Source organism: Clostridium sp. KNHs216 (genome assembly GCF_006714885.1).
GTDB lineage: Bacteria > Bacillota > Clostridia > Oscillospirales > Acutalibacteraceae > Caproiciproducens.
Genome location: NZ_VFMF01000001.1, coordinates 748,154 through 774,328, shown reverse-complemented (window position 1 = coordinate 774,328; position 26,175 = coordinate 748,154). Strand labels below are relative to the sequence as shown.

The 26,175-nt window shown below is 48.7% G+C and carries 28 protein-coding genes and 1 tRNA gene; 14 read left to right on the top strand and 15 right to left on the bottom strand.

Annotation, left to right across the window (positions count from 1 at the left end):
• Positions 1-2: 2 nt before the first annotated feature.
• A complete protein-coding gene (locus LY85_RS03795; RefSeq protein ID WP_141825515.1) occupies positions 3-1,250 on the top strand; it encodes a glycosyltransferase in 1,248 nt (415 codons plus the stop codon).
• 153 nt (positions 1,251-1,403) lie between these two features.
• On the opposite strand, the gene LY85_RS03790 is transcribed toward LY85_RS03795, so the two are convergent.
• From LY85_RS03790 to LY85_RS03765, 6 genes are all read right to left on the bottom strand, one after another.
• Positions 1,404-2,426 carry a hypothetical protein gene (locus tag LY85_RS03790; protein WP_141825514.1) on the bottom strand — a complete coding sequence of 341 codons (1,023 nt, stop codon included), beginning with the start codon at positions 2,424-2,426 and terminating at the stop codon, positions 1,404-1,406.
• A gap of 251 nt (positions 2,427-2,677) precedes the next feature.
• Entirely contained in the window at positions 2,678-4,165 is a 1,488-nt protein-coding gene (locus LY85_RS03785) for an MBOAT family O-acyltransferase (RefSeq protein WP_141825513.1), read from the bottom strand.
• Positions 4,166-4,353: 188 nt separating this feature from the next.
• Positions 4,354-5,118 (bottom strand): GNAT family N-acetyltransferase, encoded by a 765-nt coding sequence (locus LY85_RS03780; RefSeq protein WP_141825512.1) that lies wholly within the window; start codon positions 5,116-5,118, stop codon positions 4,354-4,356.
• Positions 5,119-5,204: 86 nt separating this feature from the next.
• Entirely contained in the window at positions 5,205-6,002 is a 798-nt protein-coding gene (gene proB, locus LY85_RS03775; protein WP_141825511.1) for a glutamate 5-kinase, read from the bottom strand.
• A 255-nt stretch (positions 6,003-6,257) separates the two neighbouring features.
• Positions 6,258-6,479, bottom strand: a complete 222-nt coding sequence (locus LY85_RS03770) for a hypothetical protein (protein ID WP_141825510.1) — start codon at positions 6,477-6,479, stop codon at positions 6,258-6,260.
• A 29-nt stretch (positions 6,480-6,508) separates the two neighbouring features.
• Complete coding sequence (locus LY85_RS03765) at positions 6,509-6,961, bottom strand: GNAT family N-acetyltransferase (RefSeq protein WP_141825509.1); 453 nt, start codon at positions 6,959-6,961, stop codon at positions 6,509-6,511.
• A 484-nt stretch (positions 6,962-7,445) separates the two neighbouring features.
• On the opposite strand from LY85_RS03765, the gene LY85_RS03760 reads away from it, so the two are divergent.
• The 12 genes from LY85_RS03760 (at position 7,446) to LY85_RS03705 (ending at position 19,101) form a co-directional block, all read left to right on the top strand.
• Positions 7,446-8,087, top strand: a complete 642-nt coding sequence (locus LY85_RS03760; RefSeq protein ID WP_141825508.1) for a GntR family transcriptional regulator — start codon at positions 7,446-7,448, stop codon at positions 8,085-8,087.
• Between the two features lie 128 nt (positions 8,088-8,215).
• Positions 8,216-9,124, top strand: coding sequence for a dihydrodipicolinate synthase family protein (locus LY85_RS03755; protein WP_141825507.1), 909 nt, complete (start codon positions 8,216-8,218; stop codon positions 9,122-9,124).
• A gap of 53 nt (positions 9,125-9,177) precedes the next feature.
• Complete coding sequence (locus LY85_RS03750; RefSeq protein ID WP_141825506.1) at positions 9,178-10,377, top strand: ABC transporter substrate-binding protein; 1,200 nt, start codon at positions 9,178-9,180, stop codon at positions 10,375-10,377.
• Positions 10,378-10,466: 89 nt separating this feature from the next.
• Positions 10,467-11,330: a branched-chain amino acid ABC transporter permease gene (locus LY85_RS03745; protein ID WP_141825505.1), complete on the top strand. Its 864-nt coding sequence runs from the start codon at positions 10,467-10,469 to the stop codon at positions 11,328-11,330.
• Between the two features lie 35 nt (positions 11,331-11,365).
• Positions 11,366-12,355 carry a branched-chain amino acid ABC transporter permease gene (locus tag LY85_RS03740; RefSeq protein WP_243122473.1) on the top strand — a complete coding sequence of 330 codons (990 nt, stop codon included), beginning with the start codon at positions 11,366-11,368 and terminating at the stop codon, positions 12,353-12,355.
• Positions 12,348-13,163 carry an ABC transporter ATP-binding protein gene (locus tag LY85_RS03735; protein ID WP_141825504.1) on the top strand — a complete coding sequence of 272 codons (816 nt, stop codon included), beginning with the start codon at positions 12,348-12,350 and terminating at the stop codon, positions 13,161-13,163. Before LY85_RS03740 ends, LY85_RS03735 begins: the two co-directional genes overlap by 8 nt.
• Positions 13,156-13,866, top strand: coding sequence for an ABC transporter ATP-binding protein (locus tag LY85_RS03730; protein WP_141825503.1), 711 nt, complete (start codon positions 13,156-13,158; stop codon positions 13,864-13,866). Before LY85_RS03735 ends, LY85_RS03730 begins: the two co-directional genes overlap by 8 nt.
• Before the next feature lie 21 nt (positions 13,867-13,887).
• A complete protein-coding gene (locus LY85_RS03725; protein ID WP_141825502.1) occupies positions 13,888-15,003 on the top strand; it encodes an iron-containing alcohol dehydrogenase family protein in 1,116 nt (371 codons plus the stop codon).
• 75 nt (positions 15,004-15,078) lie between these two features.
• On the top strand, positions 15,079-16,026 hold the full coding sequence (locus tag LY85_RS03720; protein WP_347562403.1) for a ribokinase: 948 nt from the start codon (positions 15,079-15,081) through the stop codon (positions 16,024-16,026).
• Between the two features lie 4 nt (positions 16,027-16,030).
• On the top strand, positions 16,031-17,485 hold the full coding sequence (locus LY85_RS03715) for an NAD(P)/FAD-dependent oxidoreductase (RefSeq protein ID WP_141825500.1): 1,455 nt from the start codon (positions 16,031-16,033) through the stop codon (positions 17,483-17,485).
• Positions 17,486-17,503: 18 nt separating this feature from the next.
• On the top strand, positions 17,504-18,745 hold the full coding sequence (locus LY85_RS03710) for an FAD-dependent oxidoreductase (RefSeq protein WP_141825499.1): 1,242 nt from the start codon (positions 17,504-17,506) through the stop codon (positions 18,743-18,745).
• Entirely contained in the window at positions 18,742-19,101 is a 360-nt protein-coding gene (locus LY85_RS03705) for a DUF1667 domain-containing protein (protein WP_185741083.1), read from the top strand. Before LY85_RS03710 ends, LY85_RS03705 begins: the two co-directional genes overlap by 4 nt.
• 255 nt (positions 19,102-19,356) lie before the next feature.
• Here the strand turns inward: LY85_RS03705 and LY85_RS03700 are convergent, their stop codons facing one another.
• From LY85_RS03700 to LY85_RS03690, 3 genes are all read right to left on the bottom strand, one after another.
• Positions 19,357-19,743 carry a hypothetical protein gene (locus tag LY85_RS03700; protein WP_141825497.1) on the bottom strand — a complete coding sequence of 129 codons (387 nt, stop codon included), beginning with the start codon at positions 19,741-19,743 and terminating at the stop codon, positions 19,357-19,359.
• A gap of 18 nt (positions 19,744-19,761) precedes the next feature.
• A complete protein-coding gene (locus tag LY85_RS03695) occupies positions 19,762-20,295 on the bottom strand; it encodes a hypothetical protein (RefSeq protein ID WP_141825496.1) in 534 nt (177 codons plus the stop codon).
• Positions 20,296-20,451: 156 nt separating this feature from the next.
• A complete protein-coding gene (locus LY85_RS03690; RefSeq protein WP_141825495.1) occupies positions 20,452-20,805 on the bottom strand; it encodes a helix-turn-helix domain-containing protein in 354 nt (117 codons plus the stop codon).
• A 191-nt stretch (positions 20,806-20,996) separates the two neighbouring features.
• Between LY85_RS03690 and LY85_RS03685 the strand changes: the two genes are divergently transcribed.
• On the top strand, positions 20,997-21,644 hold the full coding sequence (locus LY85_RS03685) for a flavodoxin family protein (protein ID WP_185741082.1): 648 nt from the start codon (positions 20,997-20,999) through the stop codon (positions 21,642-21,644).
• 229 nt (positions 21,645-21,873) lie between these two features.
• Here the strand turns inward: LY85_RS03685 and LY85_RS03680 are convergent, their stop codons facing one another.
• The 6 genes from LY85_RS03680 to LY85_RS03655 all read right to left on the bottom strand — a co-directional run bounded on the left by LY85_RS03680 (position 21,874) and on the right by LY85_RS03655 (position 26,174).
• A complete protein-coding gene (locus LY85_RS03680) occupies positions 21,874-22,407 on the bottom strand; it encodes a hypothetical protein (RefSeq protein ID WP_141825493.1) in 534 nt (177 codons plus the stop codon).
• A 299-nt stretch (positions 22,408-22,706) separates the two neighbouring features.
• Positions 22,707-23,393, bottom strand: coding sequence for a hypothetical protein (locus LY85_RS03675; RefSeq protein WP_141825492.1), 687 nt, complete (start codon positions 23,391-23,393; stop codon positions 22,707-22,709).
• 467 nt (positions 23,394-23,860) lie between these two features.
• Positions 23,861-23,947, bottom strand: a tRNA-Leu gene (locus LY85_RS03670).
• A 126-nt stretch (positions 23,948-24,073) separates the two neighbouring features.
• Positions 24,074-24,868 (bottom strand): RnfABCDGE type electron transport complex subunit B, encoded by a 795-nt coding sequence (locus LY85_RS03665; RefSeq protein WP_141825491.1) that lies wholly within the window; start codon positions 24,866-24,868, stop codon positions 24,074-24,076.
• Between the two features lie 11 nt (positions 24,869-24,879).
• A complete protein-coding gene (locus tag LY85_RS03660; RefSeq protein ID WP_141825490.1) occupies positions 24,880-25,488 on the bottom strand; it encodes an RnfABCDGE type electron transport complex subunit A in 609 nt (202 codons plus the stop codon).
• A complete protein-coding gene (locus tag LY85_RS03655) occupies positions 25,485-26,174 on the bottom strand; it encodes an electron transport complex subunit E (RefSeq protein ID WP_141825489.1) in 690 nt (229 codons plus the stop codon). Before LY85_RS03655 ends, LY85_RS03660 begins: the two co-directional genes overlap by 4 nt.
• Position 26,175: the final 1 nt, after the last annotated feature.

The window sequence follows — 26,175 nt, the reverse complement described above, 5'->3', positions numbered from 1 at the left end:
GAATGAAATTTACAATCGTGACGATTGGTTCAAGGGGGGATGTGCAGCCGTTTCTTGCGTTGGGGAAAGGACTGCAGGATAGAGGGCATAAGGTTCGTATCTGCGCCATGCATGTTTTTCAGGATGTAATAGAAAAAGAAGGATTTGAGTATGCGCCTATGGCAGGTGATGCCAGGGAGGTCATGAGGCGGCTGATTGGAGAACAGGTTTCATCGTTTGAGTATTTCAGCAACTTAAAATATTTATTGAATCCTGTCAAAGAGGAATTTTTGTCCAATATTGAAACCGCCTGTACCGGCGCAGACGCTATATTATACAGCCTTCTTGGAAGCGTTGCTTACCATGTGGGAGAAAAATTAAAGATTCCCTGTTTTCGCGTACCGTTTTGTCCCGTTGACCCTACAGGTGAATTTCCCGCAATGACAGCGCCCCTTCTGCCATTGGGAAGAGTGTATAACAGGCTGACTTTTTGGGGCGGTGATCTTCTCTGGTCAAACGCAACAAGGTCATTGCTAAACGATTGGCGCTCTGAGATGGGGTTGAGGAAAATCAGGCTTTTTGAGTTTCCGTATCGCAGAATGAATGGAGAAACGATTCCTACGCTTTATCCATTCAGCCCTGTGCTCGTGCCAAAGCCTAAAGAATGGAGCAAGGACTGCTATTTGACCGGATTCTGGATTCGGGAAAGCACAGAAAATTGGGCGCCGGATGAAAAACTGGCAAACTTTCTCAGCAATGGAACCAAACCGATATACATAGGTTTCGGCAGTACGGTTGGCGGGGATTTTGACCGGATTCTTCATATCGTTTTGGAAGGCATTGCAAATACAGGGCAGCGCGCCCTCCTATCATCAGGCTGGCGCAGCCTGAAAGGCGTTAAGCTGTCGGACAATGTCATGCAAATAGGCAATATCCCGCATGAATGGTTGTTTAAGCGTATGGCGGCTGTCTCTCATCATGGCGGTGCAGGGACAACCGCCGCCGGTGTACGCGCCGGCGTGCCAAGTGTGATCGTTCCGTTTGGCGGCGACCAGCCTTTTTGGGGAAACAGGCTGTTTGAGTTAGGCATAGGAACGAAACCGATCTGGACTAAAGACCTTACGGTAGAGAACTATTCAAATGCAATCATGGAAGCTGTCGGCAATCATAGCATGAAAGAAAAAGCCGCTCAAATCGGAGAACGGTTAAGAGCTGAAAATGGTGTTCATACTGCCGTGGAAATTATCGAAAAAATACTTGCGGATAAATGATTATTCTCACATCGGGCCAAGCTGGCCGATGTAATGCCAAGGTGCGTCCTACGGTTTAAAATAAAAACGCCCTCCCGGCCGTCATGGCCAGGAGGGCGTAATTTTTATCGATTATGCCGGGACAGACCCGGCACAGCGTAAGCGATTTCAGACTCATGTGACCGAAGCGGCCTGAGAGTATTTATAATCCTCATTCCACTGCGCGTAAGCGCTGTCCGACCGATGGTCCTCCAGATCATAATTCTCAGCGAGATAATTTCCAAAGTAAGAACTGATTTTGTACGCGCCCCAAAGATTAAGGTGCCCCGCATTGTTCATGTCGTTCGCAAAGTCCAGCCCGACCTCGTCCTTCTTATCATAGAGATCGAGGAACGGTATCCCGTTTTCCTGCGCCACATCCGCGACCGTGTTGAACAGAGCCTCGCAGTCGTTCACCCAATCGCTTTCCTTTTCGGCTTCGCTGTAGTCGCAGGGCATGTTTATAAAAATGAGGTCAAAGTTCTCCGTCTTTGACAGATCGATAATTTTATTCAGGTATTCCAGGGACTTCTCCGGAATATCGATTCGGTTGTCCGTAGCCTTCCATTCGGAATTCGGTTTGCCGTACCGGTTGGTCCCGGCTGCAAACCCTTTTGAGTAGTACAGAGACGCGACGTCGAAGCCGAAGTCCTTTTCCTGCAGAGACGACCATCTGAAATGATATTTCAGGACCGGCAGAAGATACGCAATCCGGTCCTGCGGAGAGACGCAGTTCCAGATAGTCTCCAGTTTATTTCCTGAAAATTGCATATTGTCCACCGTGTTGCTGATTAACCCGGATTCTCCATATTGGGTTGTCATGCCGAGATAAAACAGGTCCACAACGACAAGAGGACTTTTGTGCGTCTTTAAGACTTCTTTTAATAAGTAGTAGGTCACATCAAGCGACTGCCCACCCGTCGCATAATTAAAGCTGGGGATGCCCTGCTGGTTCCAGATGACGTTTGGGTCCAGCCCGCCGTTCATATGGCTGGAACCCATAAAAATAACGTCGTACTGGTCGTCGGACAGGTACAGGCCCTCTTCCAGCTTTGCCCGGTGCTCCGTTTTGTAAACGAAGATCGGGCTGAGCGCGGCGAGAAGAACAGCCAGCAAGGCGGTAAAGAGCAAACTTTTCCCAATCATTTTTTTACGCATTCGTTTCCTCCACTTGGCTCTGTTCGTAAATTGAAAATTGGCGGATTTTCAGACACAAAGTGCCTTACCCGCCTACGGCGTCCACAATGATAACCTATTCCATACGGGTTCTGTATTGCTTTGAATATACTTCAGAGCAACCGATGTGCGAGACGTGCATGCAGGTTCAGCCTGCCCGTATGCCGGGCATTTTTGATGCGGTCGGATGTGTAAATTCATCCGAAACAAGAATCCCGATTTGCGAACGGGGCCTAAAATTTGGTATAAATAAACTGCTGAGCGTTGTATTCCGACCCATAAGTGCCGAAGACGGCCAGCATCAGGGCGGCAGTCAGATACACTGACCACCGCACAGCGGCATTGCTGCCCAACACGACGCTGCGCAGATCCCATCTCCTTTTTATGAAGTCCACCGCGGCCACGACGAAAATCCCGAGGACCGCGGCCAGAAATTCCGGCTGCGTAAGGCCGAGGCTGAAAAGAGAACCGTCCCACAGGGACGCCGGATTGAAGCGGAACAGATTCCCGATCATCGCGGCTGCGTCAGGCAGCGTTTCCGCACGGAAAAAGATCCATGCAAAGCTGACCAGCAAGAAGGTGAAGGCGGTCTGCAAAGCCCGGTACCAGCCGGAACTCTCGCCGATTCCCAGACGGTCCCGGACATTTTTCCTCAGCCGCTTCGACAGCAGCCCCGCTACCTGATACAGCCCGTGCAGGGCACCCCAGATCAGAAAATTGACCGAATCCCCGTGCCAGAGGCCGCAGACCACAAACACGGTCATCAGATTCAGGCAGCGGCGGAACGCGGAGCATCGGCTTCCGCCGAGCGGGATATACAGGTAATCCTTGAACCAGGAACCCAGCGAAATATGCCAGCGCCGCCAGAACTCCTGAATCGACCTTGAAAAATACGGCCGGTCGAAATTGGTGGTCAGCCGGAAGCCCATCACTTCCGCCGCGCCGATGGCAATATTGGTATAGCCGGCAAAATCGCAGTAGATCTGGAACGCGTAAAAGATGACGGCAACGATGGAGGCGAGTCCGTAATACTGCGCCTGATCTCCGTATACCGTGTCAACCAGAACCCCGAGCCGGTCCGCTACGACCATTTTCTGAAAATAGCCCCACAGCATCAGCAGGACGCCTCTTCTGGCCCGGTCGTAATCAAAGATATGTACCTCGTCAAGCTGAGGGAGAAAGTTCTTCGATTTCTCAATCGGGCCGGAAGTGACCTGCGGGAAGAAGGAAACGAAGAGCGCGTATTTTCCCAAATGCCGCTCCGGCGGAACGTCCCCCCTGTAAACGTCCACCGTATAACTCAGTGCCTGAAAGGTATAGAAAGAGATTCCTACCGGCAGCAGCGGGTCAAAATGCGCCGCGGCTGTGGGAACACCCGTCAGGGAAAGAATGCCCGCGCCGATCTCACTGAACAGGTTCAGATATTTGAAGACGGACAAAATACCAATATTGATGCAGAAGCTCAGGGCGACCCAGATTTTCTTCTGCCACGCTGCTCTGACGGGATCCGCCAGCCGGCCGGATTTCCCGATCAGCAGCCCGCTCGCGTAGGTGACCAGCGTGGAAACACCCAGGAAGATGGCGTACCACGAATTATAACACAGGTAAAAAAAACAACTGGCAGCAAGCAGCCAAATCCATCGGAATTTGTGGGGGAGGACAAAATATACCACTGCCGAGACAGCGAAGAACAGAAAAAATTCCAGCGAGATGAACGACAAAAAAGCAACCCCCTTAACCTGCAATTGGCCCATATCCTGATCTGATTGGTTTCTTTATTATTAAATCATAAAAATGCAAACATTTTGTTAACAATTGTAATCTTTTTGTAATCTTTTTTAAAGATGTTTTGGAAATAAAAGAAATTTCCCCGTCAGCCAATAGGCCAGCGGGGGAGAATTGGTTGTCATCAGTTAATAATCTGTTGATCGAGGAATTTTTCAAATTTTGCCGGCCCCAAAATTTCGTTGGTCACAAACTCGCCGTCATAGAAAAGGCTGTAGGTGGTAAAGGGCGTGGGGGCCGACTGTGCCTGCCCGGTCGTCTCGATCTTATGGATGCTGATTTCTGTTCCGCGTTCCTTTGCGAGATTGACGATGATCGGCACATATTTGTCGGTGTGCGGACACTGGTTGGTATAGTACAGCACCATGCCCTTTTCGGCGATTTTGCCCTGCTTTGCGCAGTCCCTGAACCTCGGAGCAGGAGCGTCCCCGGTAAACGGCAGGCAGTAGAGAACAAAAAAGGGCGCGGCGGTATCGGCAGCTGAAAAGCCTTTGTATTTCAAATAATCCGGGTCGGACAGAAATGGACGCTTTTTCTCCGAGGCGACAACGGTGAGACCGCAGCAGCCCTTGGATTTGGCATCCTGAATGCACTCCTCCAACAGACGGTCGGCGTAGCCCTTTCCCTTATACTGCCCCGAAACCCAAAAGCAGTTGATATGCATATATCCCTGTGCGTCGATGGGGCACCATGCCTTCTCTGCGGGGATGTACTCAATAAACACCTTCCCCCGGACATCCAGCTTCCGGAACACCAGGCCATCCGCAAAGCGTTCGCTCATCCACGCCTTTTTGGAGGATACACAGGTTTCGCCCTTCTTGTCGGAGATGGCGCAGCAGATATGCTCGCGATCAATGTTATTCGCTGTTACGGCGATGATGTTTTCCATTACTACACCTTCTTTTTGATATTTCACATTCCGGCACGGCTGGGCGGAACAACGGCCGTAGCCATAGCTTGGCCGGGCTAATATTCTTATTTCTGCGCCACAAACAGAGTTCCCACTTTTTTCCCGGTCACGATGTCGTAGAGTACATCAGGATTTTTTCCGTTTGTGACAATGACATCGATTCCCTGTGATGTAGCAATATCTGCCGCTTGAAGTTTTGTTCTCATACCACCAGTACCTCTTCTGGAACCGGCGCCTCCCGCGAGTGCGTATGTAGATTCATCAATATATTCAATTTTGCTGATCAGTTTAGCAGTTTTCGATAGTCTGGGGTCTTTATCATAAAATCCATCTATGTCTGACAGAATTACCAGTTTATCGGCGCGACACAATACTGCAACAACCGCTGACAGCATATCATTATCCCCAAATATTTTTTCTTCGGATTCTATTTCTTTATAACTCACGGAATCATTTTCATTTACGATTGGAATGATTCCCTGTTCAAGCAAGGTTTCAAATGTATTGGCAAGGTTTTCTTTCTTTTCTTCATCGATGATGTCATCAGCATTGAGCAGAATCTGTGCCACAGTTTTATTATAATAGCCAAAAAATTTGTCGTACAAAAACATGTTCTCGCATTGTCCTACCGCAGCCGCCGCCTGTTTCATACGCAGCTCTTTAGGTTTTTCGGCAAGATGCATTTTCTGCGCTCCAATTGCAATTGCACCGGAAGAAACGAGTATCACTTCATTCCCCATGTTTTGGATATCAGCTAACGTCAAAACCAGTTCTTCGACCGTCCGCAGATTACTGTTTCCTAATTCATTTGTTAATGTCGATGTCCCGACTTTTACAACAATACGATTCCTTTTTATACCCATTGATGTGCTCTCCTTCATCTCCACGAATTTCGATTTATCGCTCAGCGATTATATCGCTCTACAAATATCTTTGCATCCCTACAAGTACATAACCTTCTGCGGGCACTTCAACGCCCGTTTTTCCAAAATGATTTCTGATCCAAAAGGCTTCGCTTCCTCAATTTGCTTTACCTGATATTTCGTAGAAAGCAACTCGATTTTCATTTTCTTACCCTCTTGCGGATTAATGTATGTGCAAAGTTCTAATCAGTGACCTCAATCAGAATAGTGTTTTTTCAGCTTCTCAATATCAATTGGATTATCAATCGATTCCTCTGTATATCCGCATGAGGTGCATAAATATCTTGTTATTTTCACTGCACTAAAAATAGTACGTCCGGCTTTAATATTATTACCTGTGCCATATGCTCCGACATTTCCAGGAATGCTAATTATTTCACTGGAATGACATTTAGGACAAGTACCTTTGCTTTTCATAATGCTTAATCTCCTTATAAAACATAAGCTCAAAGGGCAGGGGAGACGCAATCAAGAAGCATCTGAACATGAGGGATTCCATCCTCAAGAAATATTCCTGAAACCTGTTTAAATCCTTGCTTTTCATAAAATTCTTTTGCATATGTTTGCGCTTCTATTCTTATAGCAGTCGCCTTTAATTTGCTTTTCGCAACCTTTATCCCTTCTGAGAGAATTTTGCTGCCTATGCCATTCCGTCTTTTCACCGCAATCACTCGGCCAATCGATACCTCATCATAGGACACACCTTTATCAATAACTCTTAGGTATGCCTGTATTCCATCATCGTCTTTTAAATACACATGAAATGATTGTTTATCCTTGCCATCGATCTCCTGATACGGACAATTTTGTTCAACAACAAACACGGAAACTCTTATCTTAAGAATCTCGTACAATTCCTCAACTGTTAGCTCTTCAAATCTTTTTACTATAAGCTGCATTTTGATCTATCCTTCATTTCAAATTTTTGTTTAATAAATGTTTTATAAATAATTTAGCTAAACCTTCATTCAGCCAATTTCCGAGGCAAGCAATCAATCAAGTTCAACGGTCAAATAAAAAAGACCAAAATAAATTGAATCTGTCTATATTTTATCACTTCCCTTTATTTTCCTCAATGGCAACTTGCCCAAAATGATGGAATAGATGAAAGGAGCCGTGCTCATTTGCGGGGACAAGAATATAAAGAGAACATGTAAACGTTATTACATACCGAAAAATCATTCCTGTCCGGCTTTCCATCCCCGGAACCTTCAGGGGGAGAAAAGCATTTCAACTTATATGAAATAAATAATAAATTAAAAATTTTATATTATATTTGTGAAGAGTCACGAAAAATTAAAAATTTTTTTAATAAAAAAGCACATAGACTTTTCCTGTAAAAGGGTGTACTCTATATACAGTCTTGTGAATGGGTGTGACTCTGTGAAAACTTTAAAAAGAAATTTAGACGATATCGTCTATGAAACCATATGTGATGGATTTGTCGGCGGACAATATATTGCCGGAAAGCGCTTGGACCCTGCGGAGCTGGCGGAACGGTATCAAGTAAGCCAGACGCCGGTCATTCAGGCTCTGAAGCGGTTGGTGCATGAACATATCTGTGAAATATCGCAGGGCGGAAAATATATGATCCCCGTGGCGACCGAAGAAGAAATTCAGGAAGTCTGCATTGCCCGGCTGCTGTTTGAAGAAGACGCGGTTGTAAAGCTGTGCGACACGATTACCACGGAGGACTTGGATTTTTTGGCCTTACAGGAAGAAAAGTGTGAGAAGCTTTACCGGCAGGGCAAGTCTGACGAGTATTTCAAGGCGGATATGGCTTTGCATAAAATGCTGGTGAAATTGGCGGGCAATCATTACCTTTACAATTTGTATCGTATGCTGAACAATAAATATATGATTATCCGGGCGACAACCGGGACCTCTCTGCAGCACAACGAGGCCGCCGTCCGCGAGCACAAAGAGCTGCTGGAAGCGCTCAGAAAGCATTCAAAAAAGGACGCCCGCCGCCTGATTCGGAATCATATTGTAAAAATGAAAAAGCGAATAAACGGACAGGAATAAGGGGTTTCCCTTATTTTTTTACTAAATAAAAAATTTTTTATTTTAAATAAATAATAATGTATCTTAGAAAAAGATGCTTATTATAAAAAGCAGTATTTACATTACTGAACAATCAAGGAGGAAAAAGTATGAGTATCAAAAAAGGGATTATGCCGGCGGTAATGACCTTCTGGAACAAAGATGAGTCTTACAATGAGGCGGAGACACTGCGCTATGTTGACTGGGTGATCGAGCAGGGGGCTCAGAACATTTCCTGCACAGGCAGTACGGGAGAAAACATTTCCATGACCATGGAAGAGCAAAAAAAGATCATGAAGAGCATCATCGATCATGTAAACCACCGCGTTCCGGTTTATGCAGGAACCGGCAGGTATTCCACCTCTCAGACCATTGAACTGAGCAAATACGCGCAGGAAGTCGGAGCAGAGGGCGTTCTGGTAATTATGCCTTATTACCTGCAGCCGCACAAAAGAGCGGTGGTCAACCATTTCAGGGCATTGCGCAAGGCCATCGACATCGATATCATTCTGTACAATAACCCCAGATTCTGCGGCTATGAGATGACGCCGCTGGAGATCAAGGCCATGGTGGATGAAGGTTTGGTCAACGGCGTAAAATCCGCACAGGGGGATCCGAACCGGGTGCATGAGCTGAAATACTACTGCGGGGACAGGCTGACTGTTGAGTACGGCCATGATTATGCTCCGATGGAAGGCTTTTTCGCAGGCGCGGACGGATGGTTAAGCGGTATGCCGGCCATTTTCCCGAAATTTGCACGGAATTTATATGACATCTGCGTGGAAGAAAAGAATATTGACAAAGCGCGCGAGTACTGGACAAATATTCAGCCGTTTGTGGATTACTTTATTACATATAGCACAAACGATCCCCATTGGCATGAAGTATTCAAATATGTTCTGAAGTGCCTGGGATTCGATGCGGGCCTTCCGAGAATGCCGCTCGGCGATTTGGAGGAGGAAGAAAAGAAGAAAGTCGACGCGTTGCTTGCCGACCTGAAGGCCAAAGGAATCGTATAAAAATTCATAGAGAAGGCCGGTACTGAGATCATAGCGGAGGAGGAGAAAAGACTATGAAAAGAAGAATCATAGCAGCCATTATCTCGCTTATTCTTGTAGGGTCATTAATCGGGTGTTCCAAGGATCCATCAGGTACCTCAGGCAGTTCTGACGCAGGCAGCAATCGTTCCGCTTCCACGGATGGGGATACCATCCTGATCGGTGTATCCGCGTCCAAGTCCGGTTCCGCTCCCGTCAATGGGATGAGAACCGAACAGGGCGCGCAGATGGCGGCGGACGAGATCAATGCGGCCGGTGGAGTGCTGGGCAAAAAAATTAAACTCTATGTCGCGGACGACGGCGGTACGACGGATACGGCGATCAACGCCATCAATCTGATCCTCAGCCAGAACGTCATTGCGCAGCTGGGTCCCAATCTGAGTGGATTGACCCTGGCGATTGAACAGTCGATGGCGGATGCCGGCGTTCCGTTCCTTACGGGAGCGACCAGCCCGAAGCTGGTGACCACCATCGACAACAAGTATTTGTTCCGTGTCCGTGCATCTGACTCCATTCAGGGGCAGATTGCCGCCAAATACATTACGGAAGACCTGAAATGCAAAAAGATCGGCTTCCTGACGGACAGTGACGACTACGGGGCAGGCGCTTTGGAAGTCGCGTCCGCTTATTTTGACAAACAGGGAATCAAATGGGTTTCCGAAACGTTTAACTCGGGCGACACCGATTTGACAAGTCAGATTCTGAATCTTCAGAAGGCGGGCGTGGACGGAATCATTGTATGGGCGCACGACACGGAGACGGCTCTTGCCGCAAGACAGTTCAATGACCTGGGCGTCCAGGTGCCGATTGTCGGCTCTACCTCCATTTCCACAACACAGGTTCTTGACCTCTGTGAAGAAGACTGGCTGACCAACTGGTACAGCGTTACCGATTTTACGCCGACGAATCCGAATGAGAAAGTGAAAGCTTTTGTGGAGAACTTCCAGAAATCGTACGGCGGCGATAAACCGGAGCTCTATGCATCCACCTATTACAGCGCGCTTTATGTGCTGGCGGATGCCATTAAAAGGGCCGGCTCGACGGACCGGAATGCGATCCGGGATGCTCTGGCCAAGACGGACGGGTATGAGGGCGTCTTGGCGACCTATACGCCCAACAGCAAGCAGGAGATGGTACATCAGGGCATTGTCTGCAAGATCAAGGGGAAAGAAGCCGTTTATGGGAATACCGTTACGGTAGAAGTGGAAGCTTAAAAAATGTCTGTTTGTTGTCTGCAGACACATATGTGGCTGCAGACAACCTTGTTTAGAGCCTGCTATTAATATTCGGGGAGGCTGGCGGTATGACGATTGTCGTACAATTGATTATCAGCGGGATTGCCATGGGCTTTATCTATGCCCTTGTGGGAATTGAGTTTACTTTGATCTCAAACGCATGTGACGTTGTTAACTTTGCGCATGATAAAATGATTACCTTTGGAGCGTACATTTTTGGCGGAACCTTTATGGTCGGCCTGCAGTTCGGTTTTGTTCCGGCCATTTTGCTTTCATGCATTGCAATGATGCTTTTCGGCTTTGCAATATCGAGGATTATTTTCATTCCATTGAGAAATATACCTGAAATTTTTACCATTATGGCGACGATCCTGCTCGGAAAGATCGCGATTGAGCTTTGCCGGCTGATCTGGACACCGGTGCCGTTCAGTGTTCCGGGATTTTTGTCCGGGACATACCGCCTGGGTGGGTTCGTAATCTCCAAAGCCAATGTCGCGATTATTGTGGTCGCCATGATCATAGTCATAGCCTTACAGGTCTTTCTGTATAAGACAAAGGCCGGAAAATCCATGCGCTGTGTGGCGCAGAATAAAATGGCGGCGCAGATCATGGGTATTGACGTAAAACGGGTGATCTCCCTCAGCGTCGCGCTGAGCATGGTGATCTGCGGAGTTATTGGCATCCTGATTATTCCGCTTCAGAATGTCGCGACCACGATGAGCGACATGATCGGCCTGAAAGGATTTGCGGCCGCGGTCATCGGCGGGTTCGGTTTCCTGCCCGGTGCCATTGTCGGCGGCCTTTTCTGCGGTATTCTGGAAAACATCTGCACCCTTTTTATTCCGGCTGTATATAAAGATGTCATTTCCTTTGTTTTGTTGATCGGATTCCTGCTTGTCAGGCCGAAGGGGCTGACGGGGCGGACGCGTTGAGGCAAGCATACCACAGGCAGAAAGGAGAAAGAAGAGTGAAACGTTTGATTGATAGAAAGAATCTGGCTCCTGTTATGATTCTGATGCTTGCAATCCTGTTACCGGTTTTTATCAGCAATAATTATTACGTCGTTATTTTCAATCAGATTCTGATTTATTCCATCATTGTATTCGGACTGAATTTTATTACCGGTTTAACAGGACAGACAAATCTGGGAACAGCAGGAATTATGGCGTTAGGAGGGTATGTGTCCGCGATCCTCTGCACGAAATTCGGATGGAGTCCGTGGCTTTCGACGCTGCTGGCGGTTTTTGCGGGATACTTCATCGGGGTTCTTCTCGGGTACCCCAGCTTGAAATTGAAGGGTGTCTATCTGGCGCTCACCACGCTGGCTTTCAATGAGGTGGTCCGGCTTCTGTCGACCAATCTGACGGGGCTGACCGGGGGAACGCAGGGCATCAAGAACATTCCGCGGTATTCTCTCTTCGGGTTTGAACTGGATACCAACCGAAAATATTACTATTTCGTCCTGGTCATTGCCGTTCTGATGTTTCTTGTTTCCGTGCGGATCGTCCATTCCAAATGGGGACGAGAGTTCAAGGCCGTGCGGGATAATATTGACGCGCTGCCCTCTCTGGGGCTGGACGTCAAAAAAATCAAGATCCGTGCCTTTACGCTTGCAGCCGTATACGGCGCGTTCGGCGGAGCCCTATACGTCCATTTCAATATGTATATGAATTCCTCAACGTATACGGTGGACCTCTCGATCAAAATGCTAATCATGCTGCTCTTCGGCGGAATCGGCAACGTTGTGGGCAATGTTTTCGGCACGGCGGTTGTCATTTTCCTTCCGGAAGCGCTTCGCTTCCTGGGAGATTACTATCAGGTTGTGTTTTATGCCATCGCGCTGGGCTGCTCTCTGTTTTTCCCAAATGGCATTATTTCCATGTTCCAGGGAATCGGGCGGTTCTTCCGGAACAGAGTGCAGAAAAAGCAGGCGGAAGGCGGTGCCCAGCATGAGTGATATCGTATTGGAGGTAAAAGGGCTCACAAAACGTTTTGAAGGGCTGCTCGCGGTGGACAATCTGAGCTTTCAGGTAACGAAGGGCAGGCTGCATGCGCTGATCGGTCCGAACGGCGCGGGCAAGACCACGACCGTCAATATGATTACCGGCGTATATCCGCAGACGGAGGGAGCCATTGAATTTTTCGGAGAGGAAATTTCCGGAAAACAGCCTTATCAGCGCGCGGAAATGGGCATCGGGCGCACGTTCCAGAACATTAAACTGTTCCCGACCATGACGGTGCTGGAAAACCTGATGCTGGGAGCTCAGTCCCGGACGGGACAGAACATATTGAAATGGCTGCTGCTGCCCGCGCAGGCACGGAACGAAGAGAAAAAGCTGAGGGAGCAGGCGGAATCGGTACTGAATGAAATCGGGCTGTATCCCCTGAAGGAGGAAGTGGTGTCGAACCTTCCGTATGGGCGGCAGAAAATGACGGAGCTCGGGCGGACGCTGATGGGAAATCCGAAGCTGATTTTGCTGGATGAACCGGCGGCGGGGCTGAATCCCTCCGAGCGGAAGGAATTTGTCGGGATTATTGATAAAATTGCGCAGTCCGGTGTGGATATGTTCCTGATTGAGCATAACATGGACGTTGTCATGAGCATCAGCAAGGATATTACGGTGCTGGATTTCGGTAAAAAAATTGCATCCGGCAGTCCCGCCGAGATTCAGTGCAACGAAGAGGTCATCACGGCGTATCTCGGGGAAGGCTACCGGATGCAGCAGGAAAAGAAGCGCACGGAAGGGGGGATTGACAATGCTTAAAGTATCCCAGGTCAATACCTTTTACGGTAAGGTGCAGGCTCTGTTTGACGTCGATGTGGAGGTGAACGACCGGGAAATCATATCGATTATCGGATCAAACGGGGCAGGAAAATCCACCCTGATGAAAACGATCATGGGAATCGTAAAGGCGAAAAGCGGAAGCATCCGTTTCAACGAGGTCGAACTGACCAAACTGCCTGCGTCGAAAGTGATCTATAACGGGATTGTATATGTTCCGGAAGGACGTGAGATATTTTCCGAGATGACGGTTCGGGACAATCTGGAAATGGGAGCCTTTTCCAAACGTTTTTCCCCGAAAGAGATGGACTGCCATATTGAGGAAATGTATGAGCTGTTCCCAAGGCTGAGGGAACGTGAAAAGCAGATATCGGGCTCCCTGTCCGGCGGCGAGCAGCAGATGCTGGCCATTGCCAGAGGGATGATGAGCGATCCGCAGCTGCTGATGCTGGATGAACCGTCGCTTGGCCTGGCTCCGGTGATCGTGGAGGAGGTCTTCAGGGTGATTTCCACGATCAACAAAGAAAAAAACCTTCCCGTGGTTCTGGTGGAGCAGAATGCCTACATGGCGCTGAAAATCTCCGACCGGTGCTATGTTCTGGAAAACGGGAATATCTCGATCACGGGCAAAAGCTCCGAGCTGATCGAGAGCGATCAAATTATCAAATCCTATCTCGGAGGATAGAAGATCATTGCAGGAGGCATTATGATGCAAAAAGATATGAGCTTTCAAAATACAATCCGATACAATAAATCAGGCCCCGCCCGTTACTGCAACCGCATTGGTGTTTGGGATGAGATAGAATGCCTTCTGGCCCCTTTCGGAAAAAAATGTGTTGTCAGCGGAGGTGTGCGGGCAAGGGCCTCGGTTCAGAACAAACTGTTTCCGCAGCTGGAAAAAGCGGGGATTCAATATGCGGTGAATGCATTTGCCGGCGAAAGCTCGGAAAACAATGTTCATAAGCTGTTACATATCTGCGAAGAATTTTCGCCGGACTATCTCATTGGGGTAGGCGGGGGGAAATCGCTGGATACGGCGAAATATGCCGCCGCTTTGTACGGCTGCCCGATTATTACGGTCCCGACGATCGCGGCCACATGTGCGGCCAGCAGCAATCAGATCATTGTTTATTCGGATTCGGGAGAGTATCTGGAGAATGTCTATCCGAAGACGAATCCGGAGCTGGTCCTTGTGGATCCGGACGTCATCCTTCACGCGCCGATCAATTATTATATTTCCGGTATTTACGACGCACTGGCCAAATGGTACGAAGGGCGAGCTTCCCTGCCGGGTTCGGAGAACGCGGATATTTTTGACCAGATGGCGCTGGCGCTGGCGCGCATGCTCAAGGAAAGCGTCTATGCGGAAGCAGCCGTGGCGGTGGAGTCCGTCCGGAAGGGAGAGCTTACCAGAGAGTTCATCGACATCTGCAACATCAATCTCTACACGGCTTCAACGGTGCAGGCACTTGGCATCAAGGCGGTGCGAAACGGGATCGCGCATTCGGTGAACAACGGTCTGTCCCTGGTGGAAGGTGTGCACGATGTCGACCATGGCATGAAGGTGGCATACGGAATCGCGGTGCAGCTGATCGTTCTTGACAGCCCGCGAGAAGAGCTCCGGGAGCTGTTCGGCCTCTACGATTCCATGGGCTTTGACCCGTCCTTTCAGGGCATGCACCTCCGTTTTACCGAAGAGAATGTGGGGGCGGTTGCAAAGAAAGCGACGGATGATGTGCTGATGCGGGCAAAACCGTTTGATGTGATATCACGGGAGATGCTTGGCAGCGCCATGAAGGAATTGGAAGAACTGCGCAGCTAGCGGGAGATCCGGAAGGCACCGTCTGCCGGGGTACGGATCCCGGCAGACGGTGCCCTTTTCCGTCGGCGCAGATTTATGAGAGGAGGAGACTGTGATCACAGGAAGCCGATGCTTCGCGGTGATCACGGGAGGAAAATGAAGGTTTTAAACTATGGATCACTGAATATGGATTATGTATATTCCGTTCATCATATCGTAAGGGAAGGGGAGACCCTTGCCGCGGAGAAGAGGGAAATTTTCTGCGGCGGCAAGGGCCTGAACCAGTCCATCGCCCTGGCCAGAGCGGGTGTTCCGGTTTATCATGCCGGGGCGGTGGGAGAAGACGGCGGTATGCTGCTGCAAGCCTGCCGGGAAAACGGGATCGACGCGTCACTGATTCGGAAAACCCCCGGGGCCAGCGGGCACGCGGTGATTCAGGTGGACCAAAACGGGCGGAACAGCATTGTGCTCTTCGGCGGCGGAAACCGAAGCCAGACAAGAGAGTACGCCGACGAGGTCCTCAGCCGGTTCGGGGAAGGGGACATTCTGGTCCTTCAGAATGAAATCAATCTGCTTGACTATATTATTGACCGGGCCTGGAAAAGGAAGATGTTCATCGCGCTCAACCCCTCTCCTTTCAACGAGGCCGTTCAGGCATGCGATTTAAAAAAAGTATCCCTGCTGCTGCTGAATGAGATCGAGAGTGCTCAGATCACGGGGAAAACCGATCCGGATGAGGTTCTGGACGCGCTTTCCGCCCAATATCCTTCCATGCAGATTGTTCTGACTCTCGGCGAAAAAGGGTCGGTTTATGCCAATGGGGGCAGGCGGGTCAGGCAGAAGGTGTTCCAGACCCAGGCTGTGGACACCACTGCTGCGGGCGATACCTTCACCGGCTTTTATCTGGCCGGGGTGGTTTGCGGCCAGTCGGTGGAGGAAGCGCTCCGGACAGCCTCAAAGGCGGCCTCCATCGCGGTTTCCAGACCGGGAGCGTCCGCGTCCGTTCCTTTTATGGCAGAGGTTTTGAAAGGATTGGGATCGTGAGAAAATGGACGGAGAGTATGATATTGTGGTTATCGGCGGCGGCGTGGTCGGAAGCGCCGTGGCCCGCGAACTGTCCCGGTACCGCGCGAGGATTGCCGTACTGGAAAAAGAGCTGGATGTGTGCATGGCAACCAGCGGCCGCAACACCGGCCTGCTGCATTCGGGAATTCTCAATGCGCCGGGGCTTCTGCGCACGGTCTGCTGTGTGGAGGGCAACCGGGAATTTGACCAGGTGGCGGAAGAACTGGACGTGCCGTTCAAACGGACAGGAAAAATGATCGTCGGGTTCACGCGGGAAGACCGGAACAAGCTGATGCATTTTCAGAGACAGGGGAAGGAAAACGGAGTGCCGGGATTGAAATTTTTGGACAGGGCTCAGATGGATGATGTCAATCCGGCCATCGGAGGAAGCTTCGCGCTTTATGTGCCCTCGGCGGGCATCCTGGACCCGTTCCTCTATACGATTGCCCTGGCGGAGAACGCGGTCGCCAATGGAGTGCGGTATTATTTTGACAGCGAAGTGCTTTCCATCGCGCGGGAAAGCGGTTGGTATACTCTGCGCACAGGAGGCGGCCGGTTCCGGACACGCTGGGTCGTCAACTGCGCCGGACTGTCCGCCTGCCGGATCAGCGAGATGCTGGGATTCGGCCATTATGATCCCCACCGCCTCCGCGGAGAATATTTTCTGCTGGACAAGCTGACCGGAAAAAAGGTTACACTCCCGATTTATCCAACACCCGGCGAAAACGGAGAATTCGGCGTTCATGTGACGCCGACCGTAGACGGAAATGTTCTGATCGGACCGGTGAATTACTATCCTGACGGGGAAATAAGCTATGCAACCACGAGAGAGGCCGCCGGGCCTTTGATGGAAAACGGGAAAGAGCTTTATCCGCAATTGGACCGAAGGAATGTCATCCGCTCCTACGCGGGTGTCTTTCCGCGCGTGGAAGATCCGGAGACCGGGAAGGAGCTGGACTTCCGGATTGAAACAAAGGAGGAGGCGCCCTGCGCGGTCAATCTGGTCTCCATCACGTCTCCCGGGCTTACCGGCGCGCTTCCGATCGCGCGCAGAGTAGCCGAGGCGATTGTGGAAAAAGAGCCGCTGCCGCCCCGGCCCGGATTTGATCCCCGCCATAAACGGATCGTCCGTTTCGCGGAATGTACGGCGGAGGAACAGGAGCGGCTGATTGCCGCGGACGCGGATTACGGCGAACTGGTCTGCCGCTGCGAGCACGTGACGAAGGCCGAACTCCGGAAGGCAATCCGGAATCCTCTGCACGCCGTGACGGTCAACAGTGTCAAGTACCGGACGCGGGCGGGCATGGGGCGGTGCCAGGGCGGCTACTGTGAGAGCCGGATTGTGGAGCTCATGCAGGAGGAATACGGCCTCAGGCCGGAAGAAATCCGGCTTTTCAGTAAGAATTCGTATCTGTTTACCGGAAAAGTAAAGAATTAGAAGGGAAGAGGCGATCAGATGATCCGGACAGAGAAAGAGGTCGTGATTATCGGCGGCGGCGCTGCCGGCCTGTCGGCCGCGGTAGAGCTGTGCCGGAAAGGCGTCACGGACATCGTGCTGCTGGAACGGGAAGAGGAGCTGGGCGGCGTCCTTCGGCAGTGTATCCACGATGGGTTTGGGCTGTCCCGGTTTGGAGGGAACCTGAGCGGGCCGGAATACGCGGATCGGTTCATCCTGGAAGTGAAGAAACGGAAAATCGCATACAGAACGCGGGCGACGGTCGTCCGTATTACGGCGGACAGGGTAATTACCGTCGTAACGAAAGACGGGCTTTTGCAGTATGCGGCAAAAGCGGTAGTGCTGGCAATGGGGTGCCGGGAACGGACCAGGGGAAACCTTGCGGTTGCGGGGACAAGGCCGGCCGGCATCTATACGGCGGGGCTTGCGCAAAATTACATCAATCTGAAAAATATCATGGTGGGAAAAGACGCCGTAATTATGGGCTCCGGGGATATCGGCATGATTATGGCGCGCAGACTCAGCCTGGAGGGGGCCAGGGTCCGCGCCGTTTTTGAGCTGATGCCTTATCCGAGCGGCCTTCCCCGGAACATTGAGCAATGTCTGCGCGATTATGATATTCCGCTGTACCTGAACCGCTCCGTAACGGAAATCAAGGGAAGGGAGCGCGTCGAAGGGGTAACCGTGATGGAGGTGGACGGGGAGCTCCGGCCGATTCCGGGAACCGAGCAGGATTTTCTATGCGACACACTGATCCTTTCCGTGGGGCTGATACCGGAAAATGAACTGTGCCGGGAGGCGGACATCCGGCTCGACCCGCATACCGGAGGGGCGGCGGTGGATGAGAATTATCAGACGAGCGTTCGCGGGATTTTTTCAGCGGGCAATGTCCTTCACGTTCATGATTTGGTGGATTTTGTATCGATCGAGGCCGAGCGGATGGCGGACATGATCGCACGCTATCTGGAAGAGTCCTCCCGGTTCGGCGACTGCGGCGTCCGGGTTTCCTGTGGGAAGGGAATCGGCCATATTCTGCCGCAGTATATCAGCGGGACAAGGGAGGTCGTCTTTTCCCTGCGGGTCTGCCGCCCCATGGAAGACTGTGCGGTTCAGATTTGGCAGGGCGGAGAGGTCATCCTTCAAAAACAGTATAAAAAAGCGATGCCGGCCCAGATGCTGCAGCTGACACTGCCCGGAAACCGGATGAAACAAGGATACGAAATCGAGGTTCGATGCGTATGAAAAAAGAAATGACCTGTATCATCTGCCCCAATGGATGCCTGCTGACGGTGGAAACCGAAAAGGAATGCGTCCGTATCCTCGGGGCGAAATGCGAGCGCGGAAAACAGTACGCATACACGGAGGTGATGGACCCGCAGCGCACCGTAACGACTACCGTCCTTGTGGAGAACGGGACGGAGCCGTTGTGCAGCGTCCGGCTCAGCAAAGCCGTTTCGAAGGGGGTGGTTTTCACCGTCATGAGAGAGACGCGGAAACTGCGTGCGCGGGCTCCGATTGCGATCGGCGACGTTCTGGCCGCGAATCTCTGCGGCCTGGGCTGCGACCTTCTCGCAACACGTAACGTTTCCGCGAGATGAAGGAAGGGAAAAATCGGTTTTCCCCAGAACCTGCACCGCGGTTCGGGGAATGGGGCCCATCAACGCGAAAAAACAGCCCAGCCCATAAGGACCGAACTGCTTTTTGGTGTGGGTGTTCATAAGGACAAACTCGAAAACTCGCATAAAAAATGGTTTACGGCATCGGATAAATGAATATAACACACGAAAAGCACTTAACTTTGAATGGTTGGTGCTTTTTGCTTATATAGTGCAAAGGCGGCTAAAGAATAGGACCTACCTTTGTGCAAAGAATTCGTTGTTTTGGCCTCTCTTATTGAGTACTATAATCGGATACAATTTTCTATAAACAATTCTGTCACTTTTTAATTTATATCGAATTGTCTCAATCTCGATTAGATCATCATTTTCATTAATAAGTCTTTTAAGAGCTGCAATTTCTCTCGATGTGAATTTTGGAAGAGGTACACCACCACTTGGATCAGTAGGCCCAGTAGGATCCTGTGGCATCAGATCAAATTCCTTCCGAATAAAAATATTTTTACTTCGCGGTTCCAATACTTGATAAATAGGTAATCTATTTAATTGCTCTTGACATCCAATAATTACAACGAATAGTGTTGTGCGTTTATCAACTACAGTTTCCCCTAATCTAAATTTCAATTTAATACCCCCACATAATTATAATAATATTACGATGGATGTAACGAAGAAAATTAAGCACAGAAAAATTGATAAATAAAACGCAATCATGGATATTGTTATGTAAAAAACACGCTTTTCATTTGCTTTAAACCTATCAGTCTGTAATTTTTTCAATAGATTAGTCTTATAAACGATTATTTTTTCTTCCGCTAATAGTTCATTGATACTGTCTATAATATTATTCTGTATGTCACTACCTGAAAGTGTTCTTATTTTAAACCTCCATTGAGCTAACAGCGCAAGAACAAAACTTACAAGTAGAAAAAGTGTAATTATTGATACAAAAATAAAAATGAAGGTGAGGTCAAGTGTTCCTCGATTATCAATGAGTATTGGTAATAACATAAACAAAGCCGCAGTTATCACAGAAAAAGCCGTTTGCATTTGTGCTGCTTGTGTTAATAGCGATTGTTCACGTGATAATTCCTCATTGTATTTTTGTTGCAATAGATTCTCACCTAATTTTAATACTCTTATTTTAGCCAGCTCTTTGTCTTTAGTATTGTCCATAGTAAATCTCCCGTAGTAATGTTCAAAAATCAGCGGCCATTGCCCAAAGTATAGCATATAAACAATCAAATAAAAACCACAGGACGACAAATGTCAGCCTGTTTTGTCCTTATGAACACCCGATATTTTTCCCTTCGCCGCAACAGATTGAAAGGCCTAAGCTTTTGGATTTTCACCCAAACGGAACTTTAATGCTTTTATTGTGTCCAACAAAAAAAGCTGTTCTTCTTCGGATAAGCTTTTTGCAGAATCATAGAGTTCAGTCAAAATCTTTGCGCTTCGAGAAGTTTCGCTTTTATCTTCCATATTGCCAACGCCATATAGTAGCCAGTCTTTATTGATTTTTAATGTCTGACACACAGCATTCACGACAATGCCTTGAGGCTCAGTCTTATCTTTCTCAAGGTTAAAAATAACTCCCCTTGAGATCCCGATCGCTTCCGACAAGGATTCTTGGGTATAACCGCCTTTTTTGCGAGCATATTTTAATCGTTCGCCTAATGTATTCATAGAACCACCTCAAGACCATTATACAAGACCAAAAAGCATTGTCAATGATTTTATCAAGCTGAAATTGAAAAATAGCTTTAATAAATGCATTGACAATGATTTATAAAGGGCGTACAATTCATTTGCAAGGCAACAAAGCAGAAAATTAAGCGTTGCCAATGAAATTTCTCAATAGAAAGGTTTGTATCATTATGAAACTTATCGCCGTATGTGGCAGTGCAAGAAAAGAAGGCAATACCGCAAAGATGTTACATAAAGTCATTGAAGGCGCAAAATCAGTAGGCGCTGAAACGGAATTTGTAAATCTTTTCGACCTAAATTACAAAGACTGCATCAGCTGTTATGCGTGCAAGCTGAAAAACCGCAAGCCCTCCGCGCATTGTGCGTTAAACGACGATCTGAGGCCCTTGCTGCAGAGCATTGAACAAGCGGATGCCATCGTTCTTGGTTCGCCCATTTATTATGCTAATATATCAGGTCAAATGAGTTCATTCACAAATAGATTAATGTTCCAATATCTTGATTATGGTGCTAAAGGTACAGGCCCGAAACCAAAATTCTTTAAAACAGCCCTGATTGCGACAATGAATGGGGATGATGAATCTTATGTTGCAAGAGGAGTTAAGGATACTCTAGATCGTTTAAAAGAAATGCTTGGCCATACCTTGGGCAGCTGTGAGTTGCTGACGCTGACCGACACCGTTCTGTTTGATGATTATTCAAAGTATGTTTATCAGATGCCGGATCTGGAAGAAAAATCGAGCCGCGTCGAGAAAATTCCGGCTGAGGATTTGAAGAGGGCGTTTGATTTAGGTGTTAGACTTATTCGGGAGCGTTAGAGTCAGGGTGAATGCCGGTTTGTTTTCACATTATATAAATAATCGACAATTCACTGCCCGTCAAATCCCTGTTTAGCTCTACGGCATCGATACACCATTTATTAAATTATAGCACAAAATAGAAATCGTTCCTACAAAATGATTGTTAATAAACTGGATTTGTCCCATCTTTATACCTCATTATTAAATCATAAGCAAATCGGAATTTATTTTATATTTTTAGTTTGCTTTAATATGAGGCTCCTGTCCAATCAATCCCTTCCAATAATTTTATTAAAGAATTCCATTTGCCATTTTCCCAATCTATTTTCCTGTCCCCCTCATTGACTTTTCCAAGGGAGATTCTCTTATCTTTAATTTCACCAAATTCACCCGAACCTGCATATAAGCGCCATTCCAAGCCATTTGTATATAATACAACTAGTGGATTTTCGGTATCATTTTCTCTGTACCGATGCTTTTCTGCCTGTGTTTCCTCGTTGTCAAGATTTACAACAAGTCTCTTTATTTCAACTACACCTATCATTTTTGGTTCTTTTATTGTCATGACTGCGAAATCCGGAAAGCCAGCTGTAGTCAGAAATTTATTGCCAATTGTGGATTTCCGCCGGGCAGATACATCTCTCAAAGAATAATTTTTTATGTTTTCTCTGTTCCTAAGCAATGCCGCGATTACGGAATAGAGCTCGCATTCTATGGGATTCTGTATCAGTATTAAATTTAATTCTCTTTGATATAATTCAAACTCCTCTGTAATAGTCATGTTAACTCCTTATTATCAAAAAATACTTACTAATCTAAACTATAAATTCCTGTTTGGTGCTCTGTTATCTATCAAAATTATAGCACAAAATAAAAATCGTTCCTACAGAATGATTTCTCAATTCCCGTAGAAACGATTTTGCTACGAGTGTTCATAACGACAAACTCGGGAACCCGCATAAAATAAAGGTTTTCGGCATCAGGCAACCGAATAATTACACCACTAAATTCGCATAACAGACCGGCAAATTGAAATTTGTCACTTAACCGGCTTGATTTTCTCCAAATTTGTTGCCATGTTTACTGTGTATACGGATCCCAAAAAGTTGTGTTGCACTTATATGCAGATTTCGTTATATGTTCATACCACTTTTCAACCTCGCATTTAAGTATAGAGTCAAACACATTCCCGATCCTTTCTCTAAACAGAGCGTGCCAGCATTTCCATTGAACTTCATTGGCAATTTCGGGAAGCACATCTGGCACCATAGCACGCAATATATCCTGTATCCTGCGTAATTCTGCGTTCATCCGTTGATTAGATGATTCTTCATCATGAACATCACCCTGCATCAAATAGAGCGGTTCGATTATTTTCTTATCCTTTGACGACACAATCGTATAGCACCCATCGAAAACTGAGATCTCTAAAAATGCTAGAGGATGCTGAGGAATAATCATACTACTCATATAATATGGGTTTTCCAACCAAGGCAACTCGTATGAGTATATTTCTTCTTTTGTATGCTCAATAGTAATTGCAGAGAAGGCACCCCAAATAAACCAGGGATTGCGTAACATTATATCTTTCCGGAATTCTTCTTCGGTTAAAATCATTGTTTCATTTGCCCATTTTTCACAGCCGTCCCATCCGAAACAATCAAAGCAGTCCAAATTGCTTACTAACCAATTATGCGGTGGTAGAGTGCCTATTAACTTCAAAATTTCTTGAAATTGGTTGCATCCATTTATAAAAATTGCAGGCATGCTATCACCCCCTACAAATTTTTGTTTATCGCTCCGTTAAGTGGGTATATCGTCTAATTATAGCACAAAATAAAAATCGTTCCTACAGAATGATTTCTCAATTCCCGTAGAAACGATTGTGGTGCCGGTGGCCGGACTCGGGTGTTGGCACGCTGAACCCGCGTTCCGCGAGTCCCTGCATTTATCCCGGAGAATTTGATTTCCGAATGTTTCTCCCAACCTGCACCGCGGTTCGGGGAACGGAGCCATCAACGCGAAAAAGCAGCCCAGCCCATAAGGGCCGAACTGCTTTTTGGCGCCGGTGGCCGGACTCGGGTGTTGGCACGCTGAACCCGCGTTCCGCGAGTCCCTGCATTTATCCCGGAGAATTTGATTTCCGGATGTTTCTCCCAACCTGCACCGCGGTTCGGGGAATGGAGCCATCAACGCGAAAAAGCAGCCCAGCCCATAAGGGCCGAACTGCTTTTTGGTGCCGGTGGCCGGACTCGAACCGGCACGGTATCGCTACCGGTGGATTTTGAGTCCACTACGTCTGCCAATTCCATCACACCGGCATGAACAACGTGTTATATTATATAATAAACTCATAAAAAAAGCAATATAAACCTTTATGAAAGTTGAATAAATTGGGGTGCATCCCGGATCACCGGGTTACACCCCGTTTTGGGTTCTATTGCTTATTATACTTCGAACATGGTAATGCAGTGCCTTGGGCAAACGCCGGCGCACTCGCCGCAGCCGACACATTTAGAAGGATCGACGGCTGCAAGGGAATTTGCGACATGGATGGCATCGTACTGGCAGGTCTTTTCACATTTCATACATCCGATACAGCCGACCTTGCAGACTTTGCCGGTCAGGGCGCCCTTATCGCAGTTGCTGCACCGGACCACCGCCTGCTTTGTTGCGGGGACAAACGAAATCAGGTGTTTCGGGCAGGCTTTTACACACATGGAACAGCCTCTGCATTTGACCGGATCAATTTTGGCAACACCGTTGCAAACGCTGATCGCGCCATATTGGCAGGCATTCATACAGTCGCCCAGGCCCATGCAGCCGTACTGACAGCTTGCCACGCCGCCGGCGACGATCGCCGCTCCCGCGCAGGTCGCAATTCCTTCGTACTCCACCTTATCGGTCGTATTGTCATAGCTGCCAAGGCAGTGGACCAAGGCCACCTTTGCTTCCACGTCGCCCGGGTCGCAGCCAAGGTATTCGGAAATAGTTTTTGCTACCGCCGCGCCGCCCACCGGGCAGAGTCCGGGTTTCGCCTCGCTCGAGGACAGCGCCTTTGCGTAGCCGTCACAGCCGGAATATCCGCAGGCGCCGCAATTGGCTCCCGGGAGCATGTCGCGGATTGCTTCGGCTTTTTCGTCCTTGGGCACGGCCATGACGATCGACGCAATCGCAAGGATGAGGCCTGATAAAAGGCCGATCCCGGCCACAATCAGGATCGGAGTCAATATTTCATTCATATCTGCATCTCCTAACCCAGCATGCCGTCAACAAGGCCCTGAAAGCCGAGAAACGACACGGCTGTCAGCGACGCGGCAACCAGTGTGATCGGCAAACCCTGAAGGAATTTCGGAATATCGTTATTTTCAATTCTTTCCCGCACTCCCGCGAAGATAACCATGGCCACCAGAAAGCCGATGCCGGAGCCAAACGCGTTTACAAGCGACTGGATAAAGCCAAAGGTCGGATCGGACTGGCCCTTTTCAATGACCAGCATGGTTACGCCGAGTACGGCGCAGTTGGTGGTAATGAGGGGAAGGTAAATGCCGAGCGCATTGTACAGGGAGGGAATATATTTTTTCAGTACCGTCTCAATAAACTGAACGAGGGCCGCAATAATCAGAATAAACACGATCGTCTGTAAGTACGCGAGGTTCAGCGGAACCAGAACAAAGGTGTAGATCGGCCACGTCACCGCGGTGGAAATCACCATGACGACGGTAACCGCAATGCTCATGCCGGTTGCGGTGTCGAGCTTTTTGGAAACGCCCAGAAAGGGGCAGATGCCCAGAAATTTATTGAGAATGTAGTTTTCGGTCAGTATGGCTGCCAAAAAAATGGCGACTAATCCCTTGATCATTTTCCCGCACACTCCTTTTCTTTTTCACCCATCATGGAGCAGCTTCCGCAGAGAGGACAGTTCTGACAGCCCAGCTCAGCCGGTTCGGCACCCTTTTCAGCAGCCAGCTTGTTTGCCAGCGCAATCATCATGCCGAACACGAAGAAGCCTCCCGGAGGGAGCAGGAAGATGATGATGGGCGATACGAACCCGGCGGTAATCGGAAAGCCGAAAACCGTTCCGGCGCCCAGAAGCTCGCGGATGATGCCCATCACCAGCAGCGTGGCGGTAAAGCCGGCGCCCATACCCAAAGCATCCAAAACGGACGGAAGGACCTTGTTTTTGTTCGCAAACATCTCGGCCCTGCCCAGAATGATGCAGTTCACGACAATCAGGGGGAGGTAGATGCCGAGTGCCGCTTTCAGGCCGGGGGAATACGCTTCGATCAGCATCTGCACAATGGTGACAAAGCCCGCGATCAGCGTGATATAGCAGGGGATACGCACCTTATCCGGAATGACCCTGCGCAGCAGGGAAATGACTGTGTTCGATCCCACCAGTACAAAGGTCGTGGCAAGACCCATGCCGATCGCATTGCTTGCGGAGGTACTCAGCGCAAGCGTGGCGCAGGTGCCGAGCACAAGGCGAAGAACAGGATTCTCCTTGATGATGCCCTTGCTGAATTCCTGCCATGGAGTTTTCGCCATT